Genomic DNA, 24,884 nt, shown 5'->3' on the forward strand with positions numbered 1-24,884 from the left:
ACTTCTTTCAATTTGCTTTGAAAAAAGTCGCGTTTTTCTTACCTTCCGAGACTACGACTGCCTCGGGTGTGTAAAGAAAAATACATATATTTATTTCGGTTTGCATTCATTTAGTGAGGCAATATGACTTTTTCTAAGTATTTTAAGGCGATATCGCTATTCATTGCGGTCCTAGCATGCTTTTCTGCCGCCAAATCCGGTTCCGGCAAGATTACCTTTACCCTGGGCGACCCCCAGATCATGAAATACGGCAAGAGCGACTGGAAATCCATTCGCCAGAGCGGTAAAAAGGTGAACCAGTTCGACAAAATCCGCACGGTTTTGGAAGAACAGGTCATTATTAGCCTTCCCGACGGCAGTTCCCTCACTATCGACGAAAACTCCCTGGTGGAAATTCCCGAACTGCTCTCCGAGGACGGGGTCAACAACTTCTCCGCCGAGATCAAGAAAGGCCGCGTGAAGTTCAGCGTCCAGAAGCAGGCAAACGCCAAGAGTTCCATCAAGTTCTCTACCGGTACGGCTACTGCAGCAATCCGCGGTACCGAAGGTGTGTTTGCGGAACTGCCCAACGGCATGGCATTCGCCTCCCTCCACGAAGGTGCCCTCGAGCTGACTATCGGAAACAAGAGCTACACCATTGGCGGAGGCCAGACCCTCCTGCCTGGTGCCGACGGTACATATCAGGTGGTAGAACTGGCGGCCTCCGGTGAAATGGACTTCCTGAAGGAAGTGGAAGGCTACTTTAGCGATTCCACCGTTTCCCTGGATTCCATCATCAAGTTGGCCAAGGAAAAGGACAGCAAGTATACCGAAATGCTGAACACCCTCAAGGATTCCCTCCAGTGCAATACCAGCAACCTCCCCGACACTATCCGGGAAAATTCCGTTACCCTGAAGGCCATCTGTAAGCCTGGAATCAACGTAACGATCGCCGGCCAGACCATCGCCTCCACTGGCGAAGAAATTTCCGTATCTACCGGCTGGGCTTCCGATACCGAAGGCGACAAGAAGTTCCCCCTCACCTGCTCCGTGAACAATTTTACCGCCGATTGCGGCCTTTTGAAGACTTACTTCAAGGCTGTGGCAGAAGACACCGTCAAAAAGGACACCGTCCACGTACACAACAAGCTGGAACTGACATCCGGCCCTGTGATCAACGTCTGCGAAAAGGGACTTGCCACTGTGGAAGGCACCTTCGATCCTAGCGACCCGTCTGCATCCCTCCGTGTAAGCGTAGGCAAGAAATCTTCCGAAACCAACCTGCTTCTGCTGTTTAGCAACGGCAAGTTCAACTATTCCATTCCGGTAAACGACAAGATTGGCAACTGGAACGAAAAGCAGATCAAGGTGGAGTACGAATCCAATACTTTCGGCAAGGAAACGGCTACCGCTGAACTGAGCATCAACAAGAGCTGCCCCGACGTGAATATAACAGCCCCCTCTATTACCTTCATTGCCGCTGACGAAATCAAATGTAGCGCGGAACTGAAAGTGGGCGAAGCAAACGGCGATATCGTAATCCTTACTCCCTATCTGGATGGCGCCCCCATGATGGACAAGACCTTCCAGAACGACGGCAAGGCAACCGTAAATCTTGCCACAGGTATCCACGACTATAACTTCCAGGTCACGGACCAGGCAGGTCACAAGAGCAGCATTAGCCGCAAGCTGGGCTGCTACCCCGTAAGCGACAAGTTCTCCATCAGCCTCCGTAATGGTCCCTACGAACGTCTCCGCGTTCCCCGTCCGCCTCCCGGAGCAAGCACCATCCTCTATCGTAACCTGCACTTCACCATTAACGGCATGACCGAAAATGATCCTGTGTACATCAAGGAAATCGCCATTTCCCAGCAGGACAAGAAGAAAGTCATCATCAAGGGCTCCAGCCTCCAGTCCAATTCCGTGGACCACCAGGTGGAACTGTCCTGGGGAACCAAGGTTACCGTAAATATTGACGTAATCATGAAGAACGGCGCCATCATCAAGGCTTCCAAGACCTTTGACGCCACATCCAGCAACACGTCCAAGTCTAGCGAGGTGAAGTAATGAAGATGCCTTTCGTGATGACCGCAGTCGCCATGACCACCGCTATGGCCCTGGCACAAGATGCGAATACTGCAGCAGCACCTGCTGCGCCTGCAGCCGCACCGGCAGTAGCACCTGCCCCCCAGGCAGCCGAAGCTCCCGCTCCTGTAGCTGAAACACCCGCTCCCGTTGCGGAACCCGCTCCCGTTGCAGAACCGACATCTCAGCCCGCAGAAGTTGCAGCACCGACCGCACCGGCAGAAGTTCCCGTTCCCGTTGCAGAACCCGCTCCCGTTGCAGAACCGGCATCTCAGCCCGCAGAAGTTGCAGCACCGACCGCACCGGCAGAAGTTCCCACTCCTGTAGCCGAAACACCCGTTCCCGTTGCGGAACCCGCTCCCGTTGCAGAACCCGCTCCCGTTGCAGAACCCGCTCCCGTTGCAGAACCGGCACCTGTGGCAGAAGCGCCTGCCGCACCCGTGGTACAGAACAATCCCAGCGTATTTATTCCGGATGAAGAAGTTCCTGTTCTTTTGCAGAAAGGCACCAAGATCGGTGGAAATCTCCACGGATTCCTGAAGGCTGACAAGTCCCCCTACCTGGTGGGAGAAAACGTTTTCGTCGGCCCCCACATGGTTCTGGTCATCGAACCGGGCGTAGTCCTTCAGTTCGCCCCCAACACCGCTCTTGACGTTCAGGGCCAGCTCATTATCGCAGGCACCCGAAACCAGGGTGTTGTATTTAAGTCCGCAGCAACCGCACCGAAAAAAGGTGACTGGAAGGGCATTTACCTGTCCGGTGACATGAAGTCCGAAATCCGCTACGCCACCATTACCGGAGCCGAAAACGGCATCATTCTGGAAAACAGCAGTCTGGAAATGCAGTCCTCCACCATCGAGAAAACTGCTAGCCGTGGTGTCTTCGCGAGAAACTCCAAGCTGAACATCAGCGACAGCTACTTCTTCGATAATGCAGGTGCAGCCCTCCATCTGGCAAACCACTCCATTTCCGATATTCAGCGAGTCAAGTTGCTGAACAACAAGGTCGCCATCCTGAATTCCGAATTGGCCCAGACCGACATTATCACCGCTACCATCGAGGATAACGACGTCGCTATATTGGACAAGGGCAACGCCTACCTGACAACCGTCAACACCAGTATCACCAAGAACAAGCTGGGTGCAGCATCCAAGGAAGTTCTGGACAAGTCCGTCATCGGAAGCATTTCCGGTAACGTCAAGGACTTCAACTCCAATGTAGATGGGATTGTCGCAACCCTACCTGCCGATCCCGAAATTCCCGGCGTCCAGATCCGAATGTCAAAAGGAAAAGAAGAAATCGGGGAACTGATCGCCAACAAGGAAAATGAATCCCGTACCAGCGACACCACAGCCGGTAGCTGGTCCATTATCGGTAACGTAATGCTGGGTGGCAACTACCACTACGTACAGACCCGCAAGAATCACAGCCAGACGCCCGATATCGTGGGTGAAGACACCATCGCCTACAAGAAGCATTACAAGAACACCTTCCAGGTTCCTGGCTTTGGCGGCGAGGCAAGCGTCTACATGCTCATGACTTCCCCCGACGGAAAGACCATCGAGTTCAACACCGACATGACGGCTGATTCCTGGAATCACTTCTCCCCCAACCCTGTTTCCTTGACTTATAAGGACAACAAGCACCAGCTTATCGTAGGCGACAACCAGAAGATTGGCGGCGACATCTACATGTCCTCCATGCCCCTGTTCGGCGTGGACTACACCTTGTCCCTTTCCAAGAACAACGCCGACCAGCCGCTCCTTCAGTTCAATGCTTTCGGTGGCGAAAATCGCAGGCCTTACCTGATTGGCGACCGCCATCCGTACCTGTACAACGACTACATCGAGGAAGGCGAAACCCAGGCACAGCGCATGGTTTATGGCGGCCAGGTCAAGTGGGCTCCTCTCCGCAGATTTGACGCAACCCTCGGTATCCTTTACGCAAACGACGAAATCGAGGAACCGCTGTTCCGCGACGGAGACACTCATAGCGACTTGACCAGCGAACCCATCCAGAAGTCCCTTACCGCCTACGCCGACGGTAACTGGCTCTTCTATCCGGGCGATATCGAACTGAAAGGTATGATCGCCGTGGGTCGTGCAGATACCGCACAGGTCATGTCCGAACGCGCCATCAACAAGGTGTTTTCCGCAGAAGGCATCAGCGTAAGCAACTTCACCAAGTTACGTCAGTTGATGGAACATCCCAAGAGGATTGCCACCCTGTCCACTACGGAACTGCAGGAAATCTTCGGTGAAAATTCCACCCTCAATCCCGACGAAATGCGTTCCCTTCTGGAACACCTGATCGAGGAAGCCAAGAGAGCTAAGGATAGCAACGAGGATGACGTGGACGACGGCCGTGTGGCAGGTCTCAACTGGGGCAGCCAGAATTTTGCAATCGGAGCAAGCCTCTACTGGAAAATTTACAAGACCCAGATTTCCGGCCACATCAAGTACGTAGGCGAAGACTTCTACAGCGTGGGCTCTCCGAATCAGCTGTCCGACACTCGTGAGTTCGGCGGCGAATTGGAACAGATCATTACCAACTTCTGGACCTTGAATTTCAGCTATGACCTGAACGTGGAAAACGCAGGCACCGGAAGCAAGACCAACCTGTTCGGCCTTGGGGAAGGCACCCGCTGGGGCTTCTTCCAGAGCGCATCCGACGAATGGCTGGAAGAACACGAACTGGACAATGACCGTACCAAGTACATCCAGAACTTCAATCTCGAAAACTCCTTCAAGATCAATCCCTCTCTGGACGTGAAGGTGGGCTACAACCTGGAATACAGAACCCAGAATCGCCCCACTCAGCTCCACGGCAGCTACATCATGAATGATGGCATCTATAAGGACAAGTGGTTCAAGCCCCGCAAGGACAAGGCAACCACCATCATCAACGACAATGGCGAAGAAGTCGAAGTGGATGAAGATCGCTGGTTCCAGTACACCTCCACCTACACCGAAGAATACCTGGCATCCGGCCTGGAAGAAAAATCCCTCAAGCACGTCTTTAGCCTGAACGGAACCCTAAGAGCCTACAAGTCCGTATTCAAGGCTGGCGGCCGCTGGACCGTTCGTTCCGATATTTCTGAATTCGAGAAGGACAGCGTTGCAAGTAAGTTCAACTTCGCCGATACCACCTGGGAAAAGCTGGGTTACTACTACGGCGGTGCCGACTACTTTGACCAGGCATACCCCATGTCTGTCACCACCACACTGAGCATGCTCCAGAACCGTTTTGCCATTACGCCCCGATTCAAAAGCTACACCCGCGACAATATGAGCGAAGCAGAAGTGACCATCGAGGATGAATTCGAGATGCCCTTCATGAGCCGCTTCCTGGTGTTTAGCGCAGACGCCCAGTTCCGTTACCTGAGCACCAGCTGGGAAGATGGCGAAGAAGAAAAGGAAGATACCGAAGTGGATGTGGCAGGCAATCTGAGCCTGCGCATTAACCACACCAAGTCCTTCTATTCCGAATGGTACACCGGAGCAGGCCTGTACTACCGCCCGGACAACCTCAGTAACGAATACAAGGATATTTTCGGTGGCGTAAGACTAAACTACGTCTTCTAGGAAACAGACGAGGCAAAATTTCTATCTTTGCCACTGATGTTTACCTACCGCTACAGAGAACTTCCCGTCGCCCTTTCCAAGAAGGGGGAATACCGTGCAGCGCTTGCCCGGGAACTACGAATCCATCCCGAAGAGATTTTCAACCTTCAGGTGGAACGCTTCTCTCTGGATAGCCGCCGCAAGGGAGATCCCAAGTGGTCGTACAACGTGATTTTCGAGGTCAAGCGCCAGCTGCGTGCCACAGGTAATCACGCGAAGGGTCTGGTAGAAGCCACCCGCGAAACAGAATCTCTGGAAAACGACCCCCTCCGTAATACAGTCCCCATGGCCTCCCATGTGGATGTGATCGGCGCAGGTCCCAGCGGGCTGTGGGCAGCCCTCCATCTGTTACGTAAGGGATTCCAGGTGGATCTCTACGAGCAGGGCAAGCTAGTAGAAGAACGCTTCCGCGATATCCGCAAGTTCTTTGTGAACCGTGAATTTAACGCCTACAGCAACGTGCTCTATGGCGAAGGCGGCGCAGGCGCCTTCAGTGACGGAAAGCTGAACACCCGCAGTCGCAACCTCTTTTCCGAAGCCGTCCTGAAGGACATGGTAAGCTTTGGCGTAGACGAATCCGTGGTGACATTTGCAAAGCCCCATATCGGAACCGATCGACTGGTCCTGATGTTGCGTAAACTCCGTGCAGAAATCGCACGACTGGGCGGCCGCATCCATTACAGCACCACGCTGGAAGATATCGAAATCAAGGACGGCCGCATTTGCGCCATCAAGCTTCGGGACGTATCCCGCCGCAACCTCGGCGAAACCCCGTCCGCGAACTTTGCAGAAATCTGCCCCAGCCGATGGCAGAATTGCGAGGCCCTCGTCCTTGCGGTAGGTCATTCCGCCCGCCACATATACGAGATGCTCCATGCCCGCGGCGTCACCCTGGAAAGCAAGGCTTTCGCCATGGGCGTCCGAGTGGAACACCCTCAGATGCTGATCAACATGCGTCAGCTGGGCCGCGATATAGACACCAAGCTCACAGGTGCCGCAGAATATTTCCTGGCGACACCGACGCTGAACAAGACCAGCTCCGCCTACAGTTTCTGCATGTGTCCCGGTGGCGTTCTAGTCCCGTGTGCATCGGAACCCGGAACCCTGGCCACCAACGGCATGAGCTACAGTCACCGTAACGGACCTTTGGCCAACGGCGCCATTGCAGTGCCCATTACGCCGGGGGCAGAAGGTTTTGATATCAAGACCGCAGGCACCCTTTTTGGCGGCCTCGATCTGCAGCGCAAGATTGAAGCAGACGCCTATGCGGTAGGCGGCAAGAATTATGCGGCGCCGGCTCAGACCATCAAGAATTTTTTGGCAAAGCGGGTAGACAAGAATCTTCCCAAGACCACATATCCCTGCGGGTTAGTGAACAGCAATCTCTGGGATTGGATGGACAAGACCATCTGCAAATCCCTGGCGGAAGGCTTCCAGAACTTCGACAAGAAAATTCCGGGATTCATTGAAGAAGGGCTGATTGTGGCTCCCGAAACCCGCACCAGTTCCCCGCTGCGCATTACCCGCAACAACGAAACTTTGGAAAGCGTCAACACCAAGGGATTGTACGTCCTGGGTGAAGGCGCTGGTTACTCCGGTGGTATCGTCACTAGCGCCGCCGACGGAATCCGCCTCGCACATTACGCAAAAAGAAGTAAACAGTAGACAGTGGTTAGTAGACAGTAATTCAAAAACAAAACGTCCGCCAATCACCAACCACTAATCACTAACCACTAATCACTAATCACTAAAACATGATTACTCGCCAGATTGACCGCAACTTCGCAAATATGCGTCTCGACCGATTCCTCCGCAAGGCTTTTCCCGAGGAATCCCTGTCCGTATTTTTCTCCGTCATTCGCAAGAAGAAGGTCCGCGTCAACGGAGTCGTGGCCAAGGCCAACCAGATGTTGCAGGAAGGGGACCTGGTGAACATCTACGAAAATTTCAAGTCCGTTTCCGAAGAAGAAAAGGACATGAGCCGCGAACAGTCCGAACAGTTCAAGGCGGACAACCTCATCGCCTTCCCCGGTACCGAAGCCCGCGATAAATCCGCAGTCACTGGATTTGCAAAGAACAAGTCCACCTGGGGCAAGACCATGACCGGCGCCGAAAAGCAGTCCAACTGGGGCGCACAGGAACTGGATATTGTAATCCAGACCGAAGACTATATGGTGGTGAACAAGCCCTCGGGACTTGCAAGTCAGCCCGGCAGCGGAACCAAGCCCGGCGAAAGCCTGGTGGAATACCTGTGGGAATGGGGCCGCAAGGAACAGCTGGACTTTAAGCCCACCATCGCTCACCGCCTGGACCAGGAAACTTCCGGCATGTTGCTGGTGGCCCTCCACGGCGACACCCTCCGTGAACTGACCCGCATGATCCGCGAACACGAAGTGGACAAGTATTACTACGCCCTGGTGAAGGGAAACCTCACCAAGGAACGCGGCACCATCAGCGAAAAACTGACCCGCACCGATGCCGCCAAGGGCAGCAAGATGAAGGTAGGCCAGGATGACAAGGACGCCAAGGAAGCTATCACCCACTACCGCGTGAAGCAGCACTACATCGGTTATGACCTGGTGAAGATCCAGCTGGAAACTGGCCGTATGCACCAGATCCGCGCACACTTCGCAAGCATTGGCCACCCCCTGCTGGGCGACTCCCGCTACGGCGATTTCGCCCTCAATCGTGAAGTCAAGAAAACCCTCGGTCTCCACCGCCTGTTCCTCCACAGCTGCCGTCTGGAATTTGACTGGCAGGGCGAAAAGAAGGTTCTGGACTGCCCGCTGCCTAAGGAACTGCAGGCGGTCATTGACCAGCTGAAGCGAAAGCCCTACGAACGCAAGGAAAACAACTTCCAGCGCAGCCGTCGATAATTTCGCGACGCAACTACCCGACGTTAGACTCATGCCCGAAATGAAGTATCTACAAGTTGTCGCAGGCATTATCCGCCAGACTACAGACAACGTAACACAGTATCTCGCAACACAACGTGGTTATGGCGATTACAAAGGGATGTGGGAATTTCCCGGCGGAAAAGTGGAACCCGGCGAAACCAACCAGCAAGCCTTAGCCCGAGAACTTTCCGAAGAACTCGCCATACAAGTTTCCGTCGGCGATTTCGTCTGCACGGTGGAGCAGGACTACCCCGGCCGCCATGTGACCATGCACTGTTACTTCTGCGACATTGTGAAGGGCACCCCTACCCTACTGGAGCATGAATCCGCCCAGTGGCTGACGCTGGAAAATATTCGTTCCGTAAATTGGTTACCAGCGGACATTTCCGTAGTGGAAAGATTACTATCTTTTAACACATAATGAAACTACCTATCGTATGTATTATCGGACGCCCTAATGTGGGTAAGTCCTCCTTGTTCAACCGCATTCTCGGACGCCGAGCTGCCGTGGTCAGTGACCGCGATGGCGTTACCCGTGACCGTCACTATCAGACTGCGAGTTTCAAGGGTCATGAATTTACCGTAGTGGACACCGGCGGATTCTTGCCGGATGACTCCATCGACGTTCTCGCCGACAGCGTCCGTACCCAGATCTTTAACGCCGTGCAGGAATCCGACCTGGTTCTCTTCATGGTGGATGTTCGCGTGGGTATTACCAAGCTGGACCAGCAGTTCGCACGCCTTGTCCGTAAGCTGGACAAGAAGGTGATCCTTGTGGCAAACAAGAGCGAAAACGGTCAGGACCGTCAGGAAAGCTACGAGTTCCTGAAGCTTGGCTTTGGCCAGCCCCGCACCATCAGTGCCCTCACTGGCTACGCATGCCTTTCCCTTCTGGATGAAGTGATTACCGTACTTCCCACTCCCGTTCGTGGAGAACGTAAGGAAGAACGCCCCATCCGCTTTGCAATTCTCGGTCGACCCAATGCAGGTAAGAGCACTCTCCTCAACCGCCTGCTGAACGAAGACCGCGCCGTGGTTTCTGACATTCCGGGTACCACCCGCGATTCCATCGACTGCGACTTCATGGTAGATGGCAAGAAGTTTGTGGTGACAGATACTGCAGGTCTCCGCAAGAAGGCCAAGGTAGAAGACGAAGTTGAAATTTTCAGCAACATGCGCACCCTGGAAAGTATCCGTCGCTCCGACGTTTCTGTCCTGATGGTGGACTGCACCCGCGGTCTGGAAGTTCAGGACTTCCGCATCATTACGGACATCCGCAAGGCTGGTAAAGGTCTTGTTCTCGTTTTGAACAAGTGGGATATCCTCCCCAACAAGAACGACAAGTCCTTCGACCACATGGTAAAGGAAATGCTGGAACGTGAACCCATGTTGGAATACGTGCCGATCCTTTCCATCAGTGCCAAGGAAGGCCAGCGCGTGAACCGCGTGGTCCAGGCCATCCAGACCGTTTACGCCAACTGCCGTCGCGTCCTCGGTCGCGACAACGTGGCTCAGGCATTCGCACGTTTCCTGGAAGAGAACCCTGTTCCCAGCCAGAATGCCCGCGTGGTTCAGCTGACTCGCGCCTGCCAGATCATGGTGGAACCGCCGGTCATCGCCATCGAAACCCGCACTCCGGAATTGGTAGCGGAATCCTACAAGCGCTACCTGATGAAGAAGTTCTACGAAGAGTTCCAACTCCAAGGCGCTCCCCTCCGCTTGAACTTCGATATGAAATTAACCCTCAGAAAGGATGAAGAACTTGAACAGTTTACTGAGTCTTCCAATAGCGTACGTGTTGGGGGCGATCCCCAGCGCAATCTGGATCGCAAAACTCGCGAAAGGAAAAAACTTTGATATCCGTGACTACGGCTCCAAGAACGCAGGCCTGACCAACACCTTCCGCGTGTTGGGCTGGAAGCCCGCTCTTCCCGTAGTCTTCATGGATTTGCTGAAGGGCTTCTTCGGTCCCTTCATCGCCCTCAAGATGTGTGCAGCCGACGTCGCTGCCGGTGGTGCAGACTACACCGCATGGCTTCCCGTGGTTGCAGGTCTTCTGGTGATTCTCGGTCATAGCTACACTTGCTTTGCGGGCTTCCGCGGCGGCAAGGGCGTTCTCGCCGCACTGGGCGTGTTCCTGTGCCTGTGCCCCGTTACCGCACTCACCGCTTTTGCAGTATGGCTCGTCCTGACTATTTCCACCAAGTACGTTTCCGTGGGTAGTATCGGCGCCTGCGTCGTACTGGTGGTTCTGTCCGTCATGGGCTACTGCGGCGCACCCTATCCGGTGTACGACAACTTCACTCTGCCTCTGGCTATCGTCACTTCCCTCATCGGCATCTTTATTATCGTGAAGCACCGCGGTAACATCAAGCGCTTGATGAACGGCACAGAAAACGGTTTCGGCAGCAAGAGAAAGACTCCGAAGGCTTAAATTTTTATAGTTTAAGTGAACACAAGGATTTTATTATGAAAGTTACAGTTTTAGGTACTGGCGGATGGGGCTTGACTCTTGGCCAGGTGATTTACGAAAATAAGAACGACATCACTTTTTGGACAAACTCTCAGGCCGAAGTTGATTTGCTCTCTACGGAACATCAGTACAAGGACAAGCTCCCTGGCGTGATTTTCCCGTCTGATTTCAAGTACACTACGGACATGAACGCCGCTCTCGAAGGTGCGGAAATGGTCATGATCGTGGTGCCCTCCCAGTTCATGGGCGGTGTCGCCGAAAATCTCGGCAAGTGGACTCCCGAAAAGGGCAAGGAACCTGTAGTGGTTTGCGCTACCAAGGGTATCCTGGAAGGCACCAACCAGCTCATGAGCGAAGTTCTTCTTGAAAAGGTCCCTTGGCTTACCGACGACAAGATGGTAGCCTTTAGCGGTCCTTCCCACGCCGAAGAAGTGAGCCGTCATGTGCTGACCGCAATCGTCGCAGCATCCACTAACGAAGATTCTGCAAAGCTGGTCCAGAAGGCCATGAGCTGCTCCTACCTCCGCGTCTACACTTCTACCGACATCATCGGCGTGGAACTTTGCGGTTCCGTGAAGAACGTGATTGCAATCGCTTCTGGCGTGCTTTACGGCATCGGCGCAGGCGACAACACCCGCGCAGCTCTCCTGACCCGTGGTCAGGCAGAAATGTGTCGTCTGGGCAAGGCCATGGGCGCCAATCCCGAAACCTTCGCTGGCCTCGCCGGTATGGGCGACTTGATCGTGACTTGCCTTTCCCAGCATAGCCGTAACCGCTATGTGGGCGAACACATCGGTAAGGGCGAAACCATCGAACAGGTTCTCGCCGGCATGAAGATGATTGCAGAAGGCGTTCCCACCTGCCGTAGCACCAAGGCTCTGGCCGACAAGCTTGGCGTGGACATGCCTATCGTCAACGCCGTGTACGCACTGCTCTATGGCGGCAAGACTGTAAAGGAAGTCTTCGACGAAATCTGGGGCCGCGAACTCAAGGCCGAAAACTGGGCTTAATGTGTCGCAAGGGGCGCTGCCCCTTGGAACCCCGAAAAAAGAATACGGCTACGCAAACTAACGTTTGCTGGCCTTTTCTTTTTTGCTGAGGGGCACTAAAGTGCCTCCTCAGTTTACGCAATAAAAAACTTTGAGGAGGAAGCTTGCTTCCCCTCAAACAAAAAAGGACAAGCTGAATAGGCTCGTCCTATGATAGCGCAGTCCTTTTTTTGGGGGTCCAGGGGGGCCTCCCCCTGCATCTTATCTCCTTCGTGGGAGTTCGCTGGCGTGCTTTTCCAGCCAGACAGCGTCTTCCAGAGCACGTTCTGCTTCGGTTGCCCAGTCGGAATCGGGGAACTGCTGAACAACTTCGCGGTAGCGGGTTACAGCGCTATGGAAGTCGCGCATTTCGCGATAGATGTTGCCCATTTGCAACAAAGTAAAATAGCGTTCTTCCGGATTCTGTTGAGTTTCCAGCAAGGTCTTGTAGGACTGGAGCGCTTCACTCAGGTTGCCTTCGCGGAACTTCGCCACAGCGGCAGCGATCGAAAGTTCATTCCCTTCTGCATCCGTGACGGTAGCGGCCACAGGAGCGGCAGCGGCGGCAGCCGGAGCGTTCTTCACAGGCTTTACAGCTTCCGGTTCAGCGGTAGTCTTCTGCGGTTCTGCTGCGGTAGCGGCTTCTGCAAGTTTCTTTTCTTCGGCAGCCTTTGCGGCTTCGGCCTTAGCCATTTCCATTTCCGCCAGACGGCTTTCCGCCTTCCTGCGGAACTTTGCGTTAGGTGCGGCCTTCTTTAAGTAGTTGTTCAGGAAACGCTTTTCCAATTCGGTCTTGTTGGACTTCTGGTAGACGCAAGCCAGATAGTAGTTGGCGTCGTTACCTTCTTCCTTGTATTCCAGACCCTTCTTGAGGTTGAACTCCGCCTTGTCGTATTCCCCCAGCTCGAAGCGGGTCAGACCAGCGTAAAAATAGGCGCCAGCGTGGCCAGGAGTTTTCTTAAGCACTTCACGCCACATGGGAGCGGCTTCGTTGTACTTGCCAGCGGCGAACAGAGCCTTGCCCTTTTCGAACGGATCCGTGGGCAATGCGTCGACAGTCTTTGCAGGTTCTGCCTTCGGGGCTTCTGCGACCTTAGGAGTTTCCACAGCCTTGGGCGCGGGTGCCGGTTCAGCAACCTTGGGAGTTTCAGCTGGCTTGGGAGCTTCCGCAGCCTTGGGTGTTTCCGCAACTGTTTCCACCGGCTTGGGAGCTTCCACAGCCTTCGGTGCAGGTTCGGCAGCCGGAGTTTCAACTGCGGCCACAACTTCTTCTTCTGCAGGTTTATTCTTGGGGTCCTTGGCGCGTTCTGCTTCGGCACGCTTCTTGTCGCCCAGCAGTTCATAGACCTTGGCAGCGCCTTCGTAGGCGGCACTCATCTTGGGATTAAACTTGTAAGCCAGACGATAGTTTGCAAGAGCACCGCTGTAGTCCTTCATCTTCACGCGGACATTGGCGGCAGCCAGGTAGGCTTCGGAATTTCTGGAATCCTCGGCCAGCATGGCACGATATTCCCCCAGAGCCATCTCAAAGTTACCCTGGGACTCAAAAACGCGGCCCTGAGCGATACGAGGATCTTCTGCCATTGCCTGGGAAGCGGCAAACAGGCATGCTACTGCAAAAAGACAAAACTTCTTATTCATAGGAATAAATCTAACAAAAATAAAGCGTGTAAGTCGTTGTCGGCCAACGAGTTACGTGCTTTTCGGCAGCTTTTTCAGGTTTATAGGATTTTACCACTCGCCCACTTCCAAACGGACCGCGTTTTTTTATCTTGTGGACATGACTCGTTTACTGATCTATATGCTTCCTGGCGTCCTGCTGGACATTTTGCTGCTCCTTGCAAATGCATTCCTGGTACCTGAACACATCCAGGCCTCGGATTGGTACAACGTGTTCCTGCCCCTGTTGCAGATTTTCGCAATTGTTATCCCCTGCGTTATCTATTACATCAAGATGCCACCCGGGCAGGACACCCGCCCGTAAAAAAACTGCAAAGCCCTGCGGCCACCAGCAGCCCACTTGCAAAGTCTTGGTTTTAGAACCAGAGCACTACGTTTCCGTAGCATTCCTTTTCGTCAAAGAGCTTGAATCCCAGCTGGTAGGACACATGGTCCACCAGATAGTTAATATACGGCGCGAAGACGTACTGCATCTTGGCACCCCTTAAGAAGTGCTTATGCAGCTTCATATGATTAGTACTAGGGGTAACATCACTCAGTTCGCTACCGGTGTCAGTACCTTTCCAGAGCCACTTGTTGTGGAGCACCACTCTAAACCGGTTGTTGTACTGAGCGTAAAGAGACCAGTCGACAGCCTGGCTGTTGGGGCCATTGGGATTACCCACCGGGCGGGCAGCATGGGCCGCCTGGGCAGAGTTCTGCACAAAGTGAGTATAGACATACGGTTCCACGCGGGAGTATTCTGCAACGGTGCCGGCCCAAAGCCTGCGGCCCAGAACATCGAAGTTCTTATCCAGCTGAACGCCCGCCATCCAAGCCCACTTGGCTTCGATATTATCGTTCTTTACAAGACTCACCGGGCTTTCCATGTCGTCCAGCAGGAATTCCGTGTACACGCGGCCGATTCCCAGGAACCTGTATTCCGCATCAAAGGCCAGTTCCCCGTTGTTGGAATTTTCGGAGAAGTTCCCCTTTTCCATAAACAGAGGCACCGTAGGAATAAAAAGCCAGGGTTGATTATTATCGTAAAGGAAAGTAGCCTCACTAATGCCCAAGGTAAAGCTCTTGCTGCGGAATTCATAGCGGTGACCATACAAATCACGATCCTTGGACATGGCGCTAGTCAGCTGCTGACGAACCGGTTCCGGGATACCCATGGGAGCTTCCCATCCCCAAGGTGCAACCCTCAAGCTACCATAAAAGGAATAGACACGAAGGGGGCCCAGATCCAGGTTTACAGACAACATATCGTAAGGGAACGAGGATCGGTTAAAGACCAAGTTGTTGTACACACCCGGACCAAAATGCTCCCGATCGTAGCCAGCCTTCACCTGAATCCAGGGCAGCTTATAGCCAATATGTCCCGTGTATTGCAGTTCCTTATAGCTGCGCATATTGCGGTTATCGTAATTGTCAAAAGCCAGGTTCAAGGCAAAGTCGAACTGTTTCTTGTGACCCGTCAAATATGCACCCACATACCCGCGAGGGTTGGTGGTATCGCGCACAGCCTCGCTCTGGATAGCACCACCACCTGCATAAGGATTGGCGGACAAATGCCAGTCACGGCCTCCAATACCCAAAATAGGCCTTTCGGGACCGGGCCTATAGTTACGCATAAAAAGACCAGCCTCGGACTGGTTGGTACCAGGAGTCAAATCTAGCTGGAAAACTTCGCCAACAGCGGCACTCGCAAAACCACAAGCGGCAAGGAACAAGCTCGAAAAAAATCTAGACTTCATATTGCAAAAGATAATTTTTTTTAACACAATCACACCACAAAAAAAGACCTCTGCATTTGGGCAGAGGTCTTTTTTCATAGCCGACCCTGAAACGAGTTCAGGGTGACATTCGGCATGACAGTCAAGTTAGTTCTGGTAGGGAACCAGTTCCACACGGCGGTTCTTTTCGCGACCAGCCTTGTCCTTGTTGTCTGCGATAGGCTTGGTAGCGCCAAAGCCAACTGCGCGGAGGCGGCCGGATTCAACACCCTTCTTGACGAAGTAGTCCACCACGGCCTGGGCGCGATCCTGAGACAGCTTCTGGTTGGTAGCGTCGGAACCCAGTTCGTCAGTATGACCCTGGACTTCCAGGTTTGCTTCCGGAATCTGCTTCATGAGCTTAACGATATCGTCCAGAGTGCCGTAGCTGTTCTTGGTCAGCTTGGCAGAGTTCAGCTTGAACTGAATACCCTTCTTCAATTCGTCCAGGTTTTCCTTCTTGCGGACCGGGCAGCCATCTTCCTTGACCTTGATACCAGGCAAGGTATTGGGGCACTTGTCCTTAGAGTCAGGAACGCCATCCTGGTCGTAGTCCAGGTCGCAACCCACGGAGTCAACGCCTACACCCTGTTCGGTAGAGGGGCACTTGTCAATACCATCAGGTACGCCATCCTTGTCGCCATCCAGAGAGCAGCCCAGAGAATCAACAGGCAGGCCAGCCGGAGTATTGGGGCACTTATCCTTCATGTCAGGAACGCCGTCCTTATCGAAGTCCAGCGGGCAACCAGTGTCATCGATAGTGATGCCAGCGGCAGTACCGGGGCACTTATCCTTGTCATCAGGTACGCCATCCTTATCGCTATCCAGAGAGCAACCATTTACATCCACCTGAGCGCCTTCCGGAGTGTTGGGGCACTGGTCCTTAGAATCCAGAACGCCATCCTTGTCGAAGTCAGCTTCGCAGCCATCCGGACCCACAGGTACGCCAGCAGCGGTACCCGGGCACTTATCAATACCATCAGCAACACCATCCTTATCCGTATCGATGGGGCAACCCGTGGAATCCACCTGAGCGCCTTCCGGAGTTTTGGGGCAGTTGTCCTTAAGGTCAACGATGCCATCCTTATCGCTATCGGTACGGGCCAGGGAATCTTCACGCATTGCACGAGCCTGCAGCAAGGAATCCAAACGAGCCTGAGCGGCAGAGTCTACAGCGAAGGAACGAGCTGCGAGCAATACCGGATCTTCGTCGTCGCCACCAAAGCGGTAAACCAAGGTAGCAGCACCAGCATAAAGCGGAGAAGAAGCATAACCATAGGTAGAACGACGACCGTGTTCATCATAACGTTTGATGATGATTTCATCCGCATCCTTCATTTCTTCCTTCATCTTGTACAGCGGGTTCTTTACGTTACGCAAGGCAACTTCCAAGCCCACACCCAGGTCCAGAGAACGGCTCAGGTGGAAACGGAAACCCGGAGTAAAGAAGTTAGGTTCGTTCATGAACTTAAAGGCATAGTCCCCGGTCACCAGCATTTCGCCAGAGTATTCCAGGAAGGCATCCACCTTGGGGTGGATAAACCAGTTCAGACCGGTACTATAGGTCAAGGCATTCGGATAAGCATCTTCCAGCACATAGACAAAGCCTACCTGGGTATTCCAACGGAGCGGAGTACCACGCTTGGTCCAGTCAGCAGTCATGATCAAGTCCGCACCGATGGTGGGAGCATTTGCGGTATAAGGTTCAGTAAAGCCGTCCTTAGCAATATACCACACATGGCGAGGACGGATACCAGAAGCGGTTTCACCAATGGCAGCGGTTGCGCGGACCATGGCACCAAAGCTCCACACGGAACTATCGCTGGTAAAGGGCAGGGCAAACTTGACCCAGCCTTCAAAATCACCCAGACCAATGGTGGTCATGTGATGAACTTCTTCCAAACCGGTCTTAGAACCTGCATAGTCATAGTTCAGGGACTGGTTAACACCCAGGTCCATCCACTTAAACAGGCCCATAGAAAAGTTGAAATTACCGGCAAAGGAGCCATCGATATCGTAAATACCGAAATCCTTACCGCTAGCATCCTTAACGATACCGCCCTTAGCCAGGGACCAGCTATCCAAGGAAACATTACCACCGGTACCCAGTTCAAAATGCCACTGACCCATGGTATTGGCATTGTACTGGTGCAAACCGTCCTTACCACCGGTCATGCCGTTCTGTGCAAAAACGACACCGGCAGCCAACAGAGAAGCTGCAAGAAGTTTTTTCATTTCTAATTCCTTCCTAAAAAAACTGAAGCAAATATAATAACTTACATTTTGCTTTCAAAGACTCGTTTTTTGTAAAACACTCCCTAAAACAGAAACATTGTTATATTTCAACCCATAATGAACCCCCTGTTCGAAGAATTCTTCAGCCTTTTACGCTTTTCCCTCGGAATCGAAGCAGACTCCTCCTCGAGTCATTCCGAAACCACACTCCGTCATCCTGAGCGGAGCGCAAGCGAAGTCGAAGGATCCAGCAACGCCCCCAAACAGCCATTCACCCACGTCCTTACAGCAGAAGAATGGCGCTGGTTCCACGAGCAGGCCAAGCGCCAGTGTCTTTTAGGCGTTCTTTACAAGGGCATCGAGAAACTCCCCGCCGATCACCGCCCGCCCCGAGACCTTTTGCTCCGCTGGTCCTTAGAGGCCAACCAGATTGCCGCCATGAACACCCACATGAACGAGACCGCGGCAAGGGTCACAAAATTATTCGACGAAAAAGGAGTTCGTTCCGTAATCCTTAAAGGCCAGGCCAACGCCCGCCTCTATCCGGACCCTAGTTCCCGCCAGGCAGGCGACATCGACATCCTTGTGCAAGGCGGCCGCAAGCGAGTAATTGCATTGCTAAAGGAAATGGACCTGGCGGAAGGCTTAGAGAACACAGACTTCTCGGACATCCATGCGCACCTGAAACCGGAACTCTTCGGCGGCATAACCGTGGAAGTCCACTACGCCCCCACCTACAACAATTCCCCCTTCAGCACCAGGCGCATGCTCAAGTACCTCGACGGGGAATTGGTCAAGGCGAATCCGGTTGCCGAGGGGTTCAACGTACCCCCCGCCACCTTCGCCCTCGTAATGCAGCTATCCCACCTCATGCGACACTTCTATAGCGAAGGCGTAGGCCTCCGTCAACTGGTAGATTACTACCTGCTACTCAAAAACAGCACCCAGGCCGACCGCGTGCAAGCCTCCGCGCAACTGAAAAACTGCGGCCTCCGGCAAATGGCCGGCGCCATGATGTGGACAATGCAGCGCGTGTTCCGCATGCCCCGCGAGCAAATGATCTGCCCGCCCGACCCCTGGCGTGGAAATCAGCTCTTCGGGAACGTGGTTTCCGGCGGCAATTTCGGCAAGTACTCCAGGGAACACAACCTGCCCACATTCCTCCGCTGGCTCGCCGACCGTATGCGCCCCCTCAAGAGGTTCCGCTTCTGCGCCGGAGAATCCCTGTGGCACGAAGCCCGCTACATCCGCACCTTCGTCCAGTACATTCCCAAGCGCATCAAGCACCGCAAAATATCAGTGCGAAAAGTACACTAAATCTTTGTTGGTTCGTCTATTAAGACAAGAAACGTTATTGAAAGGCAATAAAAAAACAGCACTACAATTAGCGCTGGCATCGAGCCCTCGGAAGGTGCATCAACTTTTTGCGACGCACCATCCTAGGCCTAGGATCGACATCAACTTTTTGCGGATCGTGTCGCTCTTAGAACTGTTCGAAGAATTCGTGTACAGCCTTGGGCACCCAGGTGCTTTCCCAGTTCCAGCCCACGCTCATGTTACCCGTATCATGTGCGGTCCACTGATGGTCTCCGGGCCAGCTGCAGAACTTGACCGGGAATCGTTCGTCCACCGTCTTGAAATCGTGGCAGGTGTGGCCAGTGTTGCCCTGGTTCTCGACCATCTTTTCGCCGCTGGCGTCGGTAAATTGACTGTCACCGTCAGAAGCCTTGCCGTTCTTCTTGAGAATGCGAGGGAGGGCGCTATTCTTGGCGCGGTTATAGTCGCAACGGCCGTCGTTCTGCCCATGAACATTCATCCAGGCCACAGGCAGGTTCTTGTCGGTGCCGTTTTCCTGAGGGAGCCAGATGTTGTAATCGGCCACGGCGTAGGTGGCGGCGGCACGGATACGATCCTGGTAGTCCTGCATCAGGGAGTAGGAGAACATGGCGCCAAAGCTAAAGCCCGTAATGAACACGCGGCTGGTATCGATACAGTAGTTGTCCTCGATGGTGGTCAAAGCCTTGCCGAAAAAGTCGTGGTCGCCCTGGCCCTTGTTCCAGAGGCCGCCCACAGCCTGGAGGGAGGCGAACATATAGTTGCCCTCGGTATCCAGAACCTGCTGGCCATAGTACGGAGTAGGATGGTCGTAGTCCGGGGTATGGTGCACAAAGTCCTCGGCGGAACTGCCGAAGCAGTGGAGGGCGATGAGCAGCTTGTAGGGCTTGGTATTGTCGTAGTTCTTGGGCAGGGTAATGAAATATTCGCGGTTGGTGCCGTTTACATTTACCACGTGGTGCTCACCGTTTTCCACACGCTTGTCGGTGCGGAGGGTGGTTTCGCGGCCGCAGCCCCTACTGAGGGTAGGAGCGTTCTTCAGGGCGTAACCAAACTTGTAAGTCATTTCGCCAGGTTCGGGCTCCGAGGAGCTGGATTCCGGAACCATTTCGGAGGAACTGGAAGCCGGGGCGATGCCCGCGGAGCTGCCAGGCAGAGCGCCACTGGAGCTGACGGGTTGTGATTCGCTGGAGCCAGGTGCCGATTCGCTAGAACCAGGGATCGCCTCGCTGGAACTAGGAACCGTTTCGCTAGAACCAGGGATCGCCTCGCTGGAACCAGGAACCGTTTCGCTAGAGCCGGGAACATCTGCGGAGGAAACAGGCCCCTCGATGCTGGCGGACGATTCGATGGAATTGTCTGCGCCGGATGCCGGGTCGTCGCCACAGGCAATGAACGTGGCCAGGCCGAAAACGGAAATAGTTGCCACGGCGAACTTCTTAAAATTGTTCTTCACTTGCACTCCTTTTTTACCCATACAGGTTGTGTATTTTGTCCCTTTATAAAACTATCCTAAAGCGGAAAGAAATACCCCGGCGCAACACAAAACTCCATAGACAAATTGTCTATAACCAAACGTTTACAGAACAGTAAGAAAGACATTTAAGCGCAACTATTAGGCTGCGTTTTTTTGATTAAGGCATAGTCGCCATTTGTCTAGTTATGAACGGCCCTAATTATGGGGGGGGTACAGAATTTGCGAAAGACAATATACGTTATCGATCCTGGCCTAGATGCTCAAACAACTGTTGACAGTTCTTTAATAAAATTTTAGCCCGGCAAGACCCGCAGGGGCTCGCCGTAGGCGTTCTCGATTTCGCTGATGAAATCCATCAGCTTCACGGGATTGCTGCAGCCGATGTTGTAAACCTTGTAGGCGCCCCCGTTGGGACAATCTGAAGCGACAGGCGTACGGTCTACCACGTGGATGGTTCCTTCAACAATATCATCGATGTAGGTAAAGTCGCGGATCATGTCGCCGTTGTTGAACACCTTGATAGGCTCGCCCTTTGACGCTCGTTGCTCTTTTTGCTGGCGGCATAGAGGCTCACGGGAGAATCCACCTTGTCGTCTTCGCTATAGGGAACCTTACTGTTAAGACCGTAAACGGAACTGGAGAAAGCGTAAATCAGGTGCTTGACATTGAAGTTGCGGCATGCTTCCAGAATATTCAAGAAACCCACCATATTGCTTTGCATGTAAGCATAGGGGTTGGTAATGGAATAGCGGACACCTGCTTGAGCAACGAGGTTCACCACTTTGTCAAACTTTTCAACTTCGAAAAGTTTTTGAGGGCGGCCCGGCACGACAGTGCCGTCGCGCTCTATTTTATGGGGCCGTTCCGTCGCCAGGGCGACGCCCCGCCCCTCATAAAACGCAGCCTTTTGCGGAACGTGGGGGAGGGAACGCAAATGCGGCAAAAGTCTGCGCCCCAAGGGGTCACGATCGCTGCCGCTAAAAGTTTGATGGTGTAAAGCTCCATTAGAGTAAGTTAAACATTCCCTGTTTAAAAATTTCTTCCCAGGTATGTTTTGTTTGCAAGTCGAACAACATTTCAAGTTCTTCGTTGTCAAGGGCGATGTATATGATTTCAGTTCCTAAACCAGGTATTTTTTCTACCATCGAGCTAATCTCGCATTTGGCATGAGAGCATTTGGATGATGTTGATACGATGTTGCGCAATTTTCTTAGTAGACTGTCAAAATCGCTTTCGCATTCGAAAGTGCGAGTTATTCCCCTGTCCATCGGATACATGTTGTGGTGTCTGTCAAGGTACACTACATAGAAGACTGAGTTGTCGAAAAAGCCAAAATAACGGCCTCGTGAGGTGGTGACGTTTAGCTCGAAGAATGGATATTCTTTGTCATTATCGCGAATTTCTTCGGGAATGCTTTTTAAAGAGGCTCGTGTTATGGAAACTGCATCTTTTGAAAAATTGACAGGATGGAAACGAAATTTATTTTGAAGAGGTTTGTTTGTTATGAACTCGCTAAGGGTATAGCAGCATAGTTCACGCACTCCGTTCAGAAAGGAAACGAACCATGAACCGTCACAACCGTCTCTTAAACCGAAATTCTGTTCTTGACTGAAATAACGAAATGAAAAAGAAAGACCAGGCTCCTTGGTTGTGCCTGAAGAAACAAGATTTTTCTGGTTGTACGAAATGTTTTTGGACGGAGCCAAACACCCGTTATATTTTGAAACGTCTGAATTTAAATTAGCCTTGAATTTCTTTCCAACGTTTGCCATAAAATTTAACCATCGCATCCGGAGAAATGATCTTTTCACATCTGGCAGTGGGGGCGATGCCTTCTCTTGCCTGAATCCAGGGGTCCTCCCTATGGGTCATAGCCTCGAGTTGTACGCCAGTAAACTTCATGTAATTCTCAAGAATGAAATCAACGAATTCCTTTCCCTCATCATCAAGATCTTTTGCGTCTTGACGACGGTCACTCATAGTCAGTTCGGAATAAAGAAGCTTGGTTGGTTCAAACCTGTCGTATATAGTTCTGTTGACCGGACCATGGATCCATGCTTGGAACTGTTCGTTTTCGCTAAAAAACGGTCTTTGATGAATTCCGTAAGACCAGGCTTGCACGTAATACAGGAGTTTTTGAAGCTTAAGATTGGTGAGTGAAGGATGAGTTTCTTCTGCTGTGGCCTGCAAAATAATGTAATCCGCGACATCGTTGATGTCGTAGGTTTTCATATTGTTATCTGCATTTCTCATAGCGAAATCCTTGTAGAAAAGTCTCTTTACCAAGCCTAATATACAAATGATTTTTGACATTTTAGTGTCAAATATTGCTCAAATTTAGGATGAGAATTGTGTGGTGTCAAGCCCCCATGACGCACTCCCTTCTTTTTGCAAACAATAGTTGACATTTTGCCCGGCAAGACTTTAGGCTTGCCGGGCGATGTTCAATATAGCGTTCGCAATAATCATTTCAACGGATTTCTATCGCTTTTATACCACTTCATGAATTCGGCGATGCCGTCGTGCAGACTCCAGTGGGGTTTGTACCCGCATTCAGTCTCCAGCTTAGTGGTGTCTGCATTGGTCTGGTATACGTCACCCGGTTGCATGGGCAGGAATTCCTTCTTGGCGGGCTCGCCGTAGGCGTTCTCGATTTCGCTGATGAAATCCATCAGCTTCACGGGATTGCTGCAGCCGATGTTGTAAACCTTGTAGGCGACCCCGTTGGGACAATCTGAAGCGACAGGCGTACGGTCTACCACGTGGATGGTTCCTTCGACAATATCATCGATGTAGGTAAAGTCGCGGATCATGTCGCCGTTGTTGAACACCTTGATAGGCTCGCCCTTTGACGCTCGTTGCTCTTTTTGCTGGCGGCATAGAGACTCACGGGAGAATCCACCTTGTCGTCAATCGCTACCGCAAAATGCAAAAAGTGCGATGCCAAAAAAGGAAAACCCCGCACTGGGGCGGGGCTTAATGCAGAACTAGTTCTGGTTCAATTTTTCTCGACAAGAAGGACAAATGTATTCGTCGTTCTTGTCAAGAACTTTGTTACGCCTGTAATACTGTCCACAGTATGTGCACTTTACCGTATGCCAGTTTTCGTCAGCAAGTTCTTCTATTTCTACAGCTTCATTTGATCCGATACTCATTATGGTCTCCTTTTTTTTATGTTGTTTAGTTTACGGAATAGTTTTTCAAATTTTTCGGTTCCATCCATATGCTGAAGGACAGAACATGGATTGTACTCAATGTATTTGTCTTTTACTTTAGGGTGTTGTGCAATCCAATTTAAAATGACCGTGGCAAAAACCTCTTTTGTTTCCATATGCAGATCTTCTGCGTCTTCTATAAAACCGGACATCCATCCATATAACAAATCTGACTTTCCCACTAAGTTGAGATTTGTATTCAATTCTGCTTCTTTTATTTGATTATACAGATTGGATAAGTAAGTCCATTGGCTGACAAATCTTGCATAAAAAGCTGCGTAGACGGCAGCATAAATGCTTGCGATTTTGAATAGTTGCTTTGGCAAAAGTTCGAAAAATGAAAGAGGATTTGTGGCAAAAAAACTGTATGTAAGAAAAAGTAGATAGCAGATTGTGCTTCCTACGAAGACAGTTCTGATGAAAACTGCGGTACCGCCATTCGGGAAAAATTTAAATATCCATTCTGCACAGATAAAATCAACGATGTTTCGGATTTTCTCTTTTGCAGTTGTTTTTAGGAACCAGGGTATGGCGTTTGTTGCATAATACGTCACTACCTTGCAGGTTAAAACAAGGATATTGCTAGCGATATAAAAGATGAAAACAAATGCAATCGAAAGAATGATTGCTTCTATCATGACAAAGAATAATAAGCCAATAGCTTGGCTCATAAAAACCTCCGTAACCTAAACCGCGACAAATATATCTTTTTTTTGGAAAAAGAATGGATTTCCATATTTATTTTATGCTGTTTTAAGAACGAAGTAAGCATGATTTATTCTACATTTCCAAGCGTATAAATTAATAGGATGGAATGGAATGATTAATCTTATTCTCTGTGGTGGTAACGGAACACGCCTTTGGCCTGTGAGCCGTTCCCTTACGCCCAAGCAGTTCGCTCCTCTCTTCGACGGACAGTCCCTGTTCCGCAAGACCGTGGTGACCAACTCTGCAGTTTGCGATGCCCAGTTCATCGTCAGCAATGCAGACCAGTTCTTCCTTGCCAAGGACCAGCTGGAAGCCGAAGGCAAGAAGGGCAGCAAGTTCCTCCTGGAACCGGTGGGCCGCAATACTGCTCCCGCAATCGCTCTCGCATGCTT

At 52.0% G+C, this 24,884-nt stretch carries 19 protein-coding genes and 2 pseudogenes; 11 read left to right on the forward strand and 10 right to left on the reverse strand.

Features of this window, described 5'->3' with window-relative positions; translation table 11 throughout:
* Positions 1-123 precede the first annotated feature (123 nt).
* The 8 genes from BGX12_RS07800 (at position 124) to BGX12_RS07845 (ending at position 12,067) form a co-directional block, all read left to right on the forward strand.
* Complete coding sequence (locus tag BGX12_RS07800; RefSeq protein WP_109735521.1) at positions 124-2,046, forward strand: FecR domain-containing protein; 1,923 nt, start codon at positions 124-126, stop codon at positions 2,044-2,046.
* Positions 2,046-5,648, forward strand: a complete 3,603-nt coding sequence (locus tag BGX12_RS07815) for a right-handed parallel beta-helix repeat-containing protein (RefSeq protein WP_158278199.1) — start codon at positions 2,046-2,048, stop codon at positions 5,646-5,648. The genes BGX12_RS07800 and BGX12_RS07815 overlap by 1 nt, the downstream gene beginning before the upstream one ends.
* Before the next feature lie 36 nt (positions 5,649-5,684).
* Complete coding sequence (locus BGX12_RS07820) at positions 5,685-7,352, forward strand: NAD(P)/FAD-dependent oxidoreductase (protein WP_109735525.1); 1,668 nt, start codon at positions 5,685-5,687, stop codon at positions 7,350-7,352.
* A gap of 89 nt (positions 7,353-7,441) precedes the next feature.
* On the forward strand, positions 7,442-8,563 hold the full coding sequence (locus BGX12_RS07825; protein ID WP_109735526.1) for an RluA family pseudouridine synthase: 1,122 nt from the start codon (positions 7,442-7,444) through the stop codon (positions 8,561-8,563).
* A gap of 40 nt (positions 8,564-8,603) precedes the next feature.
* Positions 8,604-9,005 (forward strand): (deoxy)nucleoside triphosphate pyrophosphohydrolase, encoded by a 402-nt coding sequence (locus tag BGX12_RS07830; RefSeq protein WP_109735540.1) that lies wholly within the window; start codon positions 8,604-8,606, stop codon positions 9,003-9,005.
* Complete coding sequence (gene der, locus BGX12_RS07835; protein ID WP_109735527.1) at positions 9,005-10,441, forward strand: ribosome biogenesis GTPase Der; 1,437 nt, start codon at positions 9,005-9,007, stop codon at positions 10,439-10,441. Before BGX12_RS07830 ends, der begins: the two co-directional genes overlap by 1 nt.
* Entirely contained in the window at positions 10,380-11,018 is a 639-nt protein-coding gene (plsY, locus tag BGX12_RS07840) for a glycerol-3-phosphate 1-O-acyltransferase PlsY (RefSeq protein ID WP_158278200.1), read from the forward strand. The genes der and plsY overlap by 62 nt, the downstream gene beginning before the upstream one ends.
* Before the next feature lie 35 nt (positions 11,019-11,053).
* Complete coding sequence (locus BGX12_RS07845) at positions 11,054-12,067, forward strand: NAD(P)H-dependent glycerol-3-phosphate dehydrogenase (RefSeq protein ID WP_109735529.1); 1,014 nt, start codon at positions 11,054-11,056, stop codon at positions 12,065-12,067.
* Positions 12,068-12,307: 240 nt separating this feature from the next.
* On the opposite strand, the gene BGX12_RS07850 is transcribed toward BGX12_RS07845, so the two are convergent.
* Complete coding sequence (locus tag BGX12_RS07850) at positions 12,308-13,726, reverse strand: tetratricopeptide repeat protein (protein WP_109735530.1); 1,419 nt, start codon at positions 13,724-13,726, stop codon at positions 12,308-12,310.
* A gap of 139 nt (positions 13,727-13,865) precedes the next feature.
* On the opposite strand from BGX12_RS07850, the gene BGX12_RS07855 reads away from it, so the two are divergent.
* On the forward strand, positions 13,866-14,069 hold the full coding sequence (locus BGX12_RS07855) for a hypothetical protein (RefSeq protein ID WP_109735531.1): 204 nt from the start codon (positions 13,866-13,868) through the stop codon (positions 14,067-14,069).
* 52 nt (positions 14,070-14,121) lie between these two features.
* Here the strand turns inward: BGX12_RS07855 and BGX12_RS07860 are convergent, their stop codons facing one another.
* Positions 14,122-15,504, reverse strand: coding sequence for a hypothetical protein (locus BGX12_RS07860; protein ID WP_111361625.1), 1,383 nt, complete (start codon positions 15,502-15,504; stop codon positions 14,122-14,124).
* Between the two features lie 126 nt (positions 15,505-15,630).
* Positions 15,631-17,757: an OmpA family protein gene (locus BGX12_RS16025; RefSeq protein ID WP_109735533.1), complete on the reverse strand. Its 2,127-nt coding sequence runs from the start codon at positions 17,755-17,757 to the stop codon at positions 15,631-15,633.
* A gap of 117 nt (positions 17,758-17,874) precedes the next feature.
* Between BGX12_RS16025 and BGX12_RS07870 the strand changes: the two genes are divergently transcribed.
* Entirely contained in the window at positions 17,875-19,074 is a 1,200-nt protein-coding gene (locus BGX12_RS07870; RefSeq protein WP_109735534.1) for a nucleotidyltransferase family protein, read from the forward strand.
* A 166-nt stretch (positions 19,075-19,240) separates the two neighbouring features.
* On the opposite strand, the gene BGX12_RS07875 is transcribed toward BGX12_RS07870, so the two are convergent.
* The 7 genes and pseudogenes from BGX12_RS07875 to BGX12_RS07905 all read right to left on the reverse strand — a co-directional run bounded on the left by BGX12_RS07875 (position 19,241) and on the right by BGX12_RS07905 (position 24,455).
* Positions 19,241-20,548 carry a hypothetical protein gene (locus tag BGX12_RS07875; RefSeq protein WP_233246308.1) on the reverse strand — a complete coding sequence of 436 codons (1,308 nt, stop codon included), beginning with the start codon at positions 20,546-20,548 and terminating at the stop codon, positions 19,241-19,243.
* Between the two features lie 341 nt (positions 20,549-20,889).
* Positions 20,890-21,380: pseudogene (locus tag BGX12_RS07880) on the reverse strand (NAD-dependent epimerase/dehydratase family protein); the annotation flags it as partial.
* A gap of 193 nt (positions 21,381-21,573) precedes the next feature.
* Positions 21,574-22,341 (reverse strand): hypothetical protein, encoded by a 768-nt coding sequence (locus BGX12_RS07890; RefSeq protein WP_109735536.1) that lies wholly within the window; start codon positions 22,339-22,341, stop codon positions 21,574-21,576.
* Positions 22,310-22,882: a Panacea domain-containing protein gene (locus BGX12_RS07895; protein ID WP_233246309.1), complete on the reverse strand. Its 573-nt coding sequence runs from the start codon at positions 22,880-22,882 to the stop codon at positions 22,310-22,312. Before BGX12_RS07895 ends, BGX12_RS07890 begins: the two co-directional genes overlap by 32 nt.
* A 152-nt stretch (positions 22,883-23,034) precedes the next feature.
* A pseudogene (locus BGX12_RS07900) lies at positions 23,035-23,421 on the reverse strand (GDP-mannose 4,6-dehydratase); the annotation flags it as partial.
* 135 nt (positions 23,422-23,556) lie between these two features.
* The gene (locus BGX12_RS15510) at positions 23,557-23,724 is read right to left on the reverse strand and encodes a hypothetical protein (RefSeq protein WP_158278201.1); all 168 of its coding nucleotides are present in this window, start codon (positions 23,722-23,724) and stop codon (positions 23,557-23,559) included.
* A complete protein-coding gene (locus BGX12_RS07905; protein ID WP_109735537.1) occupies positions 23,724-24,455 on the reverse strand; it encodes a hypothetical protein in 732 nt (243 codons plus the stop codon). Before BGX12_RS07905 ends, BGX12_RS15510 begins: the two co-directional genes overlap by 1 nt.
* A 148-nt stretch (positions 24,456-24,603) precedes the next feature.
* Here BGX12_RS07905 and BGX12_RS07910 point away from each other — a divergent pair.
* The coding region (locus tag BGX12_RS07910; RefSeq protein ID WP_255416875.1) for a sugar phosphate nucleotidyltransferase at positions 24,604-24,884 on the forward strand (281 nt) is incomplete at its 3' end.

Origin of the sequence: Fibrobacter sp. UWR4 (genome assembly GCF_003149045.1) — a bacterium.
Classification (GTDB): Bacteria; Fibrobacterota; Fibrobacteria; order Fibrobacterales; family Fibrobacteraceae; genus Fibrobacter.